Annotated in this window: 13 protein-coding genes and 4 pseudogenes; 10 read left to right on the top strand and 7 right to left on the bottom strand. The window is 59.8% G+C overall.

Going from position 1 to position 9,126, the window contains the following annotated elements:
• Positions 1-136 (bottom strand): annotated as a pseudogene (locus tag ACGVJ8_RS09645) (endonuclease III); the annotation flags it as partial.
• 179 nt (positions 137-315) lie between these two features.
• On the opposite strand from ACGVJ8_RS09645, the gene ACGVJ8_RS09640 reads away from it, so the two are divergent.
• The 3 genes from ACGVJ8_RS09640 to ACGVJ8_RS09630 all read left to right on the top strand — a co-directional run bounded on the left by ACGVJ8_RS09640 (position 316) and on the right by ACGVJ8_RS09630 (position 2,902).
• The gene (locus tag ACGVJ8_RS09640; RefSeq protein WP_392347588.1) at positions 316-1,203 is read left to right on the top strand and encodes a metal ABC transporter substrate-binding protein; all 888 of its coding nucleotides are present in this window, start codon (positions 316-318) and stop codon (positions 1,201-1,203) included.
• Positions 1,203-1,958 (top strand): metal ABC transporter ATP-binding protein, encoded by a 756-nt coding sequence (locus ACGVJ8_RS09635; RefSeq protein ID WP_392347584.1) that lies wholly within the window; start codon positions 1,203-1,205, stop codon positions 1,956-1,958. Before ACGVJ8_RS09640 ends, ACGVJ8_RS09635 begins: the two co-directional genes overlap by 1 nt.
• 119 nt (positions 1,959-2,077) lie before the next feature.
• A complete protein-coding gene (locus tag ACGVJ8_RS09630; protein WP_392347582.1) occupies positions 2,078-2,902 on the top strand; it encodes a metal ABC transporter permease in 825 nt (274 codons plus the stop codon).
• Between the two features lie 177 nt (positions 2,903-3,079).
• Here the strand turns inward: ACGVJ8_RS09630 and ACGVJ8_RS09625 are convergent, their stop codons facing one another.
• From ACGVJ8_RS09625 to ACGVJ8_RS09610, 4 genes and pseudogenes are all read right to left on the bottom strand, one after another.
• The gene (locus ACGVJ8_RS09625; protein ID WP_392347580.1) at positions 3,080-3,280 is read right to left on the bottom strand and encodes a hypothetical protein; all 201 of its coding nucleotides are present in this window, start codon (positions 3,278-3,280) and stop codon (positions 3,080-3,082) included.
• A 55-nt stretch (positions 3,281-3,335) separates the two neighbouring features.
• Positions 3,336-3,876 (bottom strand): annotated as a pseudogene (locus tag ACGVJ8_RS09620) (ATP-binding cassette domain-containing protein).
• Positions 3,866-4,296, bottom strand: a pseudogene (locus ACGVJ8_RS09615) (NUDIX domain-containing protein). Before ACGVJ8_RS09615 ends, ACGVJ8_RS09620 begins: the two co-directional pseudogenes overlap by 11 nt.
• Complete coding sequence (locus ACGVJ8_RS09610) at positions 4,293-4,778, bottom strand: hypothetical protein (RefSeq protein WP_392347578.1); 486 nt, start codon at positions 4,776-4,778, stop codon at positions 4,293-4,295. Before ACGVJ8_RS09610 ends, ACGVJ8_RS09615 begins: the two are co-directional and overlap by 4 nt.
• Before the next feature lie 50 nt (positions 4,779-4,828).
• On the opposite strand from ACGVJ8_RS09610, the pseudogene ACGVJ8_RS09605 reads away from it, so the two are divergent.
• A pseudogene (locus tag ACGVJ8_RS09605) lies at positions 4,829-5,019 on the top strand (hypothetical protein).
• Here ACGVJ8_RS09605 and ACGVJ8_RS09600 read toward each other — a convergent pair.
• Positions 5,003-5,188: a hypothetical protein gene (locus tag ACGVJ8_RS09600; protein WP_114989374.1), complete on the bottom strand. Its 186-nt coding sequence runs from the start codon at positions 5,186-5,188 to the stop codon at positions 5,003-5,005. The pseudogene ACGVJ8_RS09605 and the gene ACGVJ8_RS09600 sit on opposite strands and share 17 nt — an antisense overlap.
• Positions 5,189-5,253: 65 nt before the next feature.
• On the opposite strand from ACGVJ8_RS09600, the gene ACGVJ8_RS09595 reads away from it, so the two are divergent.
• The 6 genes from ACGVJ8_RS09595 to ACGVJ8_RS09570 all read left to right on the top strand — a co-directional run bounded on the left by ACGVJ8_RS09595 (position 5,254) and on the right by ACGVJ8_RS09570 (position 8,187).
• Complete coding sequence (locus ACGVJ8_RS09595; protein ID WP_392347576.1) at positions 5,254-5,748, top strand: hypothetical protein; 495 nt, start codon at positions 5,254-5,256, stop codon at positions 5,746-5,748.
• Positions 5,745-5,876 (top strand): hypothetical protein, encoded by a 132-nt coding sequence (locus ACGVJ8_RS09590; protein WP_392347574.1) that lies wholly within the window; start codon positions 5,745-5,747, stop codon positions 5,874-5,876. Before ACGVJ8_RS09595 ends, ACGVJ8_RS09590 begins: the two co-directional genes overlap by 4 nt.
• 3 nt (positions 5,877-5,879) lie before the next feature.
• Positions 5,880-6,536, top strand: a complete 657-nt coding sequence (locus ACGVJ8_RS09585) for a methyltransferase domain-containing protein (RefSeq protein ID WP_392347572.1) — start codon at positions 5,880-5,882, stop codon at positions 6,534-6,536.
• 653 nt (positions 6,537-7,189) lie between these two features.
• Positions 7,190-7,390 carry a hypothetical protein gene (locus tag ACGVJ8_RS09580; RefSeq protein WP_392347570.1) on the top strand — a complete coding sequence of 67 codons (201 nt, stop codon included), beginning with the start codon at positions 7,190-7,192 and terminating at the stop codon, positions 7,388-7,390.
• Positions 7,391-7,446: 56 nt separating this feature from the next.
• Positions 7,447-7,668 (top strand): MerR family transcriptional regulator, encoded by a 222-nt coding sequence (locus ACGVJ8_RS09575; protein WP_392347586.1) that lies wholly within the window; start codon positions 7,447-7,449, stop codon positions 7,666-7,668.
• A gap of 33 nt (positions 7,669-7,701) precedes the next feature.
• Positions 7,702-8,187, top strand: coding sequence for a hypothetical protein (locus ACGVJ8_RS09570; protein ID WP_392347568.1), 486 nt, complete (start codon positions 7,702-7,704; stop codon positions 8,185-8,187).
• A 462-nt stretch (positions 8,188-8,649) separates the two neighbouring features.
• On the opposite strand, the gene ACGVJ8_RS09565 is transcribed toward ACGVJ8_RS09570, so the two are convergent.
• Positions 8,650-9,126, bottom strand: a 477-nt coding sequence (locus tag ACGVJ8_RS09565; RefSeq protein ID WP_392347566.1) for a tyrosine-type recombinase/integrase, incomplete at its 5' end; no start/stop codon positions are given.

The raw sequence follows: 9,126 nt of genomic DNA, 5'->3' as shown, positions 1-9,126 counted from the left end.
TGTCGGTGCATTGGGCACTCAACAGAACAGCGATCAGCAGGGTGAACGGATCACTGTGATCCAGTGGGATCGGTGTTTTCGGGTACTGCTCGTGGAGGCGCTGCAGGATCACCTCCACCCGCTCTGACCTGCGCACGGGTGTTCAGTGGGTGAAGTGATCTTGGCGCTTCGGCGATTGCATCGCTTCGTTGCAGCATTTCTTTGCCGTTTCCGCGGTTGTTTTAGGACCGAATGATGCGATCCTCGATCGGGCAGGGTCAGCCCTCATTGCCCCTGTTGAACTGGAAACCTTCGGCGGCTGTGCTGCTGGTTGTGATGGGTGTCCTGCTGGCCTCTTGTCGCAGCCGAGACCAGGACGTCACCGCGGATTCACGCCCCCAGGTGCTCACCACCTTCACGGTTTTGGCCGATCTGGCCCGGAATGTGGCGGGTGATCGGTTGCGGGTGGCTTCGATCGTCAAGCCCGGTGCCGAGATCCACGGTTACCAACCCACCCCCAGTGACATCGAGCGCGCCAGCAAGGCGGATCTGATTGTTGAGAATGGGTTGGGGCTAGAGCTGTGGGCCCAGCGTTTCACGGCTTCAGCGGGGGATGTGCCCACCATCACCCTTTCAGAGGGGATGGAACCCCTGCTGATCATGGAAGACGCCTATTCCGGTAAGCCCAATCCCCATGCCTGGATGTCCCCCCAGCGCACGATGGGCTATGTGGACCATCTGGAGCGGGCCTTCAGCCAACTCGATCCGGCCGGGACCGAAATCTTTGCCGCTAACGCGTTGGCCTACAAAGGCAAGCTCCAGGCCCTTGATGAGGAGCTGCGCACGGCGATTGCTGCGCTGCCGGCCCAGCAACGGCTGCTGGTGAGTTGCGAGGGAGCCTTCACCTATCTGGCAGCGGATTACGGACTCGAAGAGGCCTATCTCTGGCCGGTGAATGCCGAAAGCGAGATCACACCCAAACGCATGGCACGGTTGATCGACACGGTCCGAGAGCGCCAGGTGCCAGCCATTTTTTGTGAAAGCACCGTGAGCGATAAAGCCCAACGGGAGGTGGCGGCAGCGGCCGGAGCGCGATTCGGTGGAACCTTTTACGTGGACTCCCTCTCGCCTCCGGACGGTCCTGCACCCAGCCTGTTGGAACTGCAGCGGCACAATGTGGGTCTGATCCGCAAGGGCCTGGACCTGTCCGAGAGCAATCGCTGATGCGCATTCAGGCCGACCAGCTCTGTGTGGACTACAACGGCACTGTTGCCCTGTATGACGCCAGCCTGCACCTGCCAGCGGGTTGCATCTGCGGTCTGGTGGGCATGAACGGTGCCGGAAAATCGACGTTTTTCAAGGCCCTCACTGGGTTTGTGCGCCCCTCGCGCGGCAGAATCCGGATCAACGGCAGCAGCGTTGCCGAAGCCCAGCGTCATCAAGCGGTGGCCTATGTGCCCCAGAGCGAAGGGGTGGATGCCCAGTTCCCAGTGTCGGTGTGGGATGTGGTGATGATGGGCCGCTACGGCGCGATGAATCCGTTGCGGATTCCCCGCAGCTCGGATCGTGTGGCTGTGCGGGATGCCTTGACGCGGGTTGATCTGCTGGAGCTGACCGATCGTCCCCTTGGCACCCTCTCGGGTGGTCAGCGCAAGCGCACGTTTCTGGCCCGAGCAATCGCCCAGCGCGCTGATGTGCTGCTGCTGGATGAGCCCTTCAATGGGGTTGATATACGCACTGAGCAGCTGATGGCTCAGCTGTTCCTTCAGTTCCGCGACGAGGGCCGCACCATCCTGATCTCCACCCACGACCTGGGCCACGTCCGTGATTTTTGCGATCTGGTGGTTCTGATCAACAAGACCGTGCTCGCCTATGGGGAAACCTCGGAAGTGTTCACTCCCGAGAACCTCGCCATGACCTTCGGCGGCGTGCCGCCCGATCTGCTGACGGGAAACAGCTCCCCTGAGGAGACGTTCTGATCAGAACCTCCCGATCCGCCAGGCTCCGCTTCAAGGGCGGGAGTTGATCAAAGCCTTTCCTTTAGATCCGATCCCTGGCGGAACGATCGTTCTGGCTGCGGCGCGCCCATACTAATCCGATGGAGCTTTTACTGGAACCCCTCAATCACGCTTTTATTGTCAAGGCGTTGATGATCAGCGCCTTGGTTGGGGGTGTTTGTGGGCTGTTGTCCTGCTTCATGACACTGAAGGGATGGGCGTTGATGGGCGATGCCGTCTCCCATGCCGTGCTCCCCGGCGTGGTGGTCGCCTATGCCCTGGGCCTGCCCTTCTCCCTGGGGGCGTTCATCTTCGGTGTCGGCTCCGTTGCTGCCATCGGCTTTGTGAAGCAGAAGTCGAGGGTGAAGGAAGACACTGTCATCGGACTTGTCTTCACCGGCTTCTTCGCCCTGGGTCTCGTGCTCGTCTCCAAGACGCGCAGTAACATCGATCTCACCCACATCCTGTTCGGCAATGTTCTGGGGATCTCAGCGGGGGACGTGCAGCAGACCCTTGTGATTTCGGTGCTGGTGCTGGTGCTGCTGCTGCTGTTCCAGCGTGACCTGATGCTCTTCTGCTTCGACCCCACCCACGCCCGATCGATCGGGATCAACACCGGTCTGCTGCATTACATGCTGTTGGGGCTCCTCTCCCTGGCCGCCGTCGCTGGTCTGCAGACCGTAGGAATCATCCTGGTGGTGTCCATGCTTGTCACCCCCGGTGCCACGGCCTATCTGCTCACCGATCGGTTTGACCGGATGATGCTGCTGGCCATCACCAGCAGCGTGCTTTCCAGTGTGCTGGGAGTGTTCATCAGCTACTGGACCGACAGCTCCACCGCCGGTTGCATCGTGCTGGCGCAAACCGCGCAATTCGTGCTCGCCTTCCTTCTGGCTCCTGGTCAGGGGGTGCTGCGGCGTCTCTGATCGATGGATCAGCGTTCGTCGTCGTCCCAATCGTAGGTTTCGTTCAAGCGTTGAACGCCGGCTTCTCAGAAGTGAAAGTCCTTGGCGGAACGACCCCGATTGGATGCCGTTTGCTTGGAACCCGCCTGGTCCTACGGCTCGCGGTAATCAAGATCGTCCCGCATGTCCTGGAACGGCTCAGGAGGCTTCGCTGTCATCCCACTTGGCTTTGCCATCCAGCAGTTCGATCAGCTCCTGGAGCTTGCCCATGGTGACGCGCACATCAGCACCGTCGGGCAGAACACCATCGGCCACCACGTTGTAGTGGTCACGGCACTGGTTGCGCAGCTTCTGCAGGCGCTTTTTGGTGATGGTCTTTTTCTGTTCTGCCGTTGCCATGGCGATTGCGTGGTCTGGCCCTCATCCCTAGCAGAGCAGGGTGCTGCCTCTGGATCTATCCAGGAAGGACCTGGCGAAAGCCATGGGCTTCAACTACGTTGAGCGGGGTGTTGAACAGTTCACTCAGCTCGGCTGGCCGCAGCATCTCCCGTGGGATTCCATCCCCAACAAGGCGTCCCTGCGCCAGAAACAGCACCCGTTCCATCTCCGGCACGATCGTGTCCACCCGATGGGTGACCTGCACCACGGTGGTTCCTGCACTGATGGCAGGCCTGGAGATCGAGGGCGCGGCGCGGCTCATCCAGCACCAGCACCTCGGGTTGGTGAACCAGGGCGCGAGCGATCAACAGGCGGCTGCGCAGCGCCCAGAGGTTCACCGTCTCGCTGCCAAACAACCGCAGATGGGCGTCGGGCCGAACAATGGGATATAGGCTGCGATCGATCAGTTTCACCAGGCTGCTTTTGCCTGCGCCATTGGGGCCCAAGACGGTTGTCGACTGCCGCAGTTTCAATTGCAGGTTGAGCTTGTGCAGCACCGGGCGATCGCCCTGCCATGCCTCCACATTGCGGAGATCGAGCCAGGTTTCAGTGGTCATACCCCTCCTGCAGCAGCCGTTCGATCACGATCGACAGTCGTGGGGCAACGGGCCGCAGCTCCTGCTGCCGCTCACTCCAGATTGAGTCACGCACCAGCTCACTGAGGCAGACCAACTTCATCTCCTGGCCCTCCTTCAACTGCAGCTGGCTTAGGGGGACGCTGAGGTTTTCGCGGAACACGTGGGCCACCCGGTTGCCGCTGTTGTCGCTGAACCATGGTTCCAGTGGCTGCTGGGTGACCAATCGATCTCCTCCTTTAGTTCCCGGTGCACAGCATCGCTGGCTGTTTCGCCTGGGTCGAGATGGCCGCCAAATAGACCCCAGTGGCCCGGGTAAATGATCGAGTCGATGTCGTCTCGCAACTGGAGCATCCATCCGCCTTCCCGCTCGAGCATGGCCAAGGCGACGGCGGGCTTCATGGCGCCTCCGGTTTGTGGCGTGACCACTGGGCCAGTCCACCGCCCCGACCCCGCGCTGTGAGTGTTCCCTGCTGGTCGTTCAGCTCAATCAGGGCAAAGAAGGACAAGCGTTGGGGCTTCCGTGACGGCAGGGGTCGCTGCAGCAGTACCTGATGTGACCAGGTCAGCTCCAACGATGTGAAGCTAAACATCAGCAGTGGTCTTGAACCCTTCAGCTGGGCATGGCCGCTGAACCGCAACCGGAAACCGGCCAGGCAAACCTGATTCACGATGCTCAGGCCCTGGTCACCGCGGCTCAAAATTAGGCTTGCCTGCAGCCAACGCAGCAGCAGTGCGGTGCCTGGCGTCGGTGCATCGCCGCCGCGATTCCAGGTCTGCTGCAACATCCAGCAGCCCGGCAGCTGCTCGATCTGAATGCCGCTGCCATCACGGCGGCTCTGGCGTTCCCTCGCCAGAAGAGCTGCGGCAGGAGAAACAGGCACGGCTGAGATCATGGGACTCTGCAATATCCCCATCTTTTCGGAGTCGGCCCATGGAGCGCGACAAGCGCCGGACACCTCCCCTAACGGACCTGCTTCTACGAGGACTGCGCATCGGGGCCAGCACCATCGCCCTGGTGGAATGCTGCGCAGCGATTGGATCGGAGGGGGGCTCGCCAGCCTGGCCTGGCTGGTCTTCGTTCAGGTGGAGCGTCGGCGGGCGCCGTTCAAGCCTCCGTCCTGAGGATCGAATCGATGCAGTTCGGGTGCTGTCGGATATAGGCGTTGAACTCCATGGCCAGCAGACGGGCTTCAAAGGCGTCGGTGGCATAGAAGCAGGATTCCAGCTTTTCTCCGTTGGATGTCTTGTGGCGGACGGTGTAGGCAGCCCGTCCCTGAGCAATGCTGGCCATGGACTGATGAAGCAGTCGTTTCAAGCTGGCACTCCTGCTGGGTGGAATTCCATAACCATTCATTCATGTTTGCGTTTCAACGCTTCGTGAAGTTGTTTGAAGCGGCCGACAGCCCCTCTGACCCCTCTGACCGCATCCTGCTGCCCATGGCCTCTCCTTCTCTGGCCTTCAAAGTTGCTCTGTCGTCACTCTTGTCCCTGAGCACATGTCCTGTTCAGGCGGAATGGCAGCTGATGCAGGAGCCGGCGGTTTGGCAATCGCGTCGCGGCGAGCTGCTGCCCGGCGACGGCTGGATCTTCATGGAGGCCCTCGACACCCCCGCGCTCAAGGCGGCTGAATACATCCGGGCTCCAAAAACCGTGGACGGTGCCGTTGAGGTGGAGGCAGGCCTGCTGATCCAGCGCGCTGGCCAGGACCAGTGGACCCAACGGGTTCTGCCGATGCGTGCCAACTGCGCCAACGATCAGCTAGAGCAACGCCAGGCCGATGGTGCCTGGACCGTTTACCCCGGTCGCGATGGAACCGTGGTTAAGGTCCGCTGGATATGCGCATTGCGATGAGTCGGCCTGCTTTTCGTTATGAACAACCGCAATGCTTCGGCGAGTCGCTCACCACAGCACGTCCCTGGAACCGGTCTGCTCTGACCGATTTGGTGCAGCTCTGCTCTGGATACCTGCAGCTGGGTTGATCGATGACGGTTGCTCCTGTTCTGAAGGACTCCCAACGCTTCAAGTTGGATGCCACCGATGACGCGATCTTCTATAGCGAGCCGCGTTTCATTCACCACCTGGATGCGGGTTTTCGGGCTCGGCTGACCGCCTTCTACCGCGAGCACATCCCCCCCTGTGCCCAGGTGCTGGATCTGATGAGCAGTTGGGTGAGCCACCTGCCGGAAGACGTTAGTTACGACAAGGTCATCGGCCATGGCCTCAATGCAGAGGAGTTGAGCGCCAACCCCCGATTGGATCGGCACTGGGTTCAAAACCTCAACCGCGACCAAACCCTCCCGGTTGAGGATGCTTCTATCGATGCCACCCTCATCGTGGCCGGTTGGCAGTACCTGCAACAGCCCGAGTCGATCGCTGCAGAGCTGTTGCGGATCACCCGTCCCCGGGGCCAGGTGATTGTGGCGTTTTCCAATCGAATGTTCTTCACTAAGGCTCCCCAGGTCTGGACCGACGGTGATGACGGTGATCACCTGCGTTATGTCGCTGAGGTGGTGATGGCCCAGGGCTGGCCCCCGCCGGAGATCGTTGCCGAAGACACCCGTGCTGAAGGTGTGATGGGCTTGTTCGGTGGCAAGGGAGATCCTTTCTTTGCCGTTGTGGCTGAGAAACCTCTCCAGTAATTCCTCGGCTTTCTTTTGAGTTGAATGGATGGACGTTGTTCTAAATTGCGGCAGCGTGAGGCGAGAACCAGGATCTTCGTGAGTTTTATCCTTCCGGGTCTTCTCCCCTGGCGCTTCAGGATCGTGTTGATCGGTCAGCAGGTCATTCTCGAGGCTTCTTCCGAGGATCAACAATTGAGCACGGTTCTTGAACCTGGTGGAAGTCGCATTCGTCGTGGCTACGACCTGATCAAGGCTCCGCAATGTGTGCTGATCAGGTGATCAGCACCTCTCGTCTCACCCAGCCCGTCGTCATCTTCGGTGGCTTTCTGAACGCCGAAGCACACGTGTGTTTGCAAGGGATCTGAGGCTGACCCTGCGGCGATGGGCCTAGTTTGGGCCTCGTTCCGGTATGCAGTTGCGATTCCGGAATTTGCGGTTATGTTCTGCTCAGGAGCCCTTCGGAGTACCTCTGACCGGATGCACCTGACAGCTCCCCGGTAGCACGAGGCCACGGCCTCCCACCAGGTGATTGTGTGAGACCCCCTGAGTCCGCCCAGCAGAGGATTAGCGGCGCAGCAATGCGGGATGCACCAACGATTTGAAGTCAGGACAACCCAGCTTTTTTGTTTCTGCTGCTCGCTTGTGGATCAGTAAATAGGTCCCAGCAGCTAATGGCTAATCCGTTTGATCTCTCACGGAGGGGAGATGACACCGTTGTGGTGACGTTCGACGACGACGGCACGATCGACTTGGTGGCTCTCGACAAGGCCTACCCAGGCTTTGGACAGAAGTTTCTTGATGCTCTTGATGCATCACCAACGGGTGGTATCAAAACCGTTGTCGACCCCATCCACGAGAAGGGGCTCGACTGACATGACAACACTCGAGCTTCAGCTCGAGCAAACCAGGGCAGAGCTGAGACGACTCAATTCAGTTCTGCTGTGAGCAGCTCGTAGCTACCACCCCCCAGCGCACAAAGCAGTGGCTGGAACCCCGAGAGCTCGCCCAGCTGTTGGGCATCTCGACTCGCACCTTGGCGCTGTGGCGCACCGTAGGACGGTTTCGTCCGCTCTCCATCCGCAAGCATGGCCGGGGGTATCAGTTCTACGCCGACTGGGCGCTCGCTGATGCCCAGGAGGTCTCCCGTTGACCGTCCCACCCAACAACAAGCGAATACGAGGACGTGGAGCGCTACCTCGAGCTCATCGGTCGCCAAGACAACCTCAACGACATCGTTGAGGCCCTGTTCCCACCCGAGCCGAACAAGCCTTGCATCCACATTCCGGTGAACCCCAGCATCCCGTCCCACTGGGGGACGGTGGAGCGTGAGTTAGCTCGGCACAAGAAGCACAGCCTCGGCATCGTCGTGAACCCGGCGAAGCCCCAGTCGGATGACTGGGAAGATAAGCCGGAGCACTACAACCGCCAGGGCAGCCTGAAGAAGTGGGGTGCATCCAAAGCAGGGCCCCGACCACAACGGCAAATGGGCGCGGTTCCTCTTCGCTCTACTACCTGGAACGCCGGTAAGGCTCCCCACGTCGTGGGATCAGGAGGAGATGAACGCCTTTACCGAGGCCAAGGACGGGCTCGGGAAGGTGTCATCAGCGGTGCGGAAGTTGCCCGCTCTCACCTATTGGATGACCGCCGAGGCGATGGCACACTTCGCTGACTACGAGTTCTCCAAACAGGAGTAAGCGCAGGTAGCGAAGCTGCCGTCACAGGCGGCCATCCTTAACAAGTCGGCGGGCAAGGTTGGCCGCATCACTGGTTTGCTCCATGTCCTGCAGCTGGCTGACGCCGACTACAGGCCTTCTTTTGCTGAGGGCATTTGGAGTCCTAAAGCCGATACCGAGATTCCCATCACAACGCTGCAGGCAGCCATCGGTCTGGTTGAACACCTCGACCGCTGGGCGTTCACATTCCAAGCAGTCACCAATGCCTCGGATGAGGAGCGGTGCATGCTCAGGCTGCAGGAGCTGGCCGAGAAGTCGAAGTGTCCGGTGCCGTTGGGTGAACTACAGCGGGGCCTCAGCAGCAAGGAGCGGAAGCGGTGGAAGGGTGACTTCATCCGCGATGTGCTCCAGGCGTTGGAATGTTGGATAAGGAGGAGTACCCCCCCTCTCTTTATCCCTTATTGCTTCCTCTGTGGTGAGAGGCCCAGCTGTGGAGGGATGCCACCCCCTTCCAACAATCCAACCAATGCCCCATATCCATTCCGCCCCGATGGTTGTTGGGTTGGAATGAAGATTGGATTAGTTGGAAAATCGGCCCACTTAAAAACCCGATTCATTCCAGGAAAATGGGTGTGTTGGCGGGATAGATAGCCATGAACCACCTGATAGCGCTTCAGCAACTCCAGGCCCAGCCGTTCACATGTTGCTCGCAGCTGTTTATCGAACGCTTGTCGGCTCATTGGTCTGCCAACTACTTCACCCGGGACGATGAAGTCCGTAGGTCTTGGGTTGGTCTCAACCTTCCACCGTTTGAGTACATCAAGTAGCTGAAGAGCAATTGGCATCTCCCTCGATGTTTTCGTCTTGGTGGTGGCTGCAGTGAAGAGGATGTGCGTATCAGAAATTACTGCCCACCTAAGCATCCGAGCCTCGCT

Origin of the sequence: Parasynechococcus sp., from assembly GCF_042954245.1 — a bacterium.
Lineage (GTDB): Bacteria > Cyanobacteriota > Cyanobacteriia > PCC-6307 > Cyanobiaceae > Parasynechococcus.
This window is presented reverse-complemented; position numbering and strand designations above follow the sequence as displayed.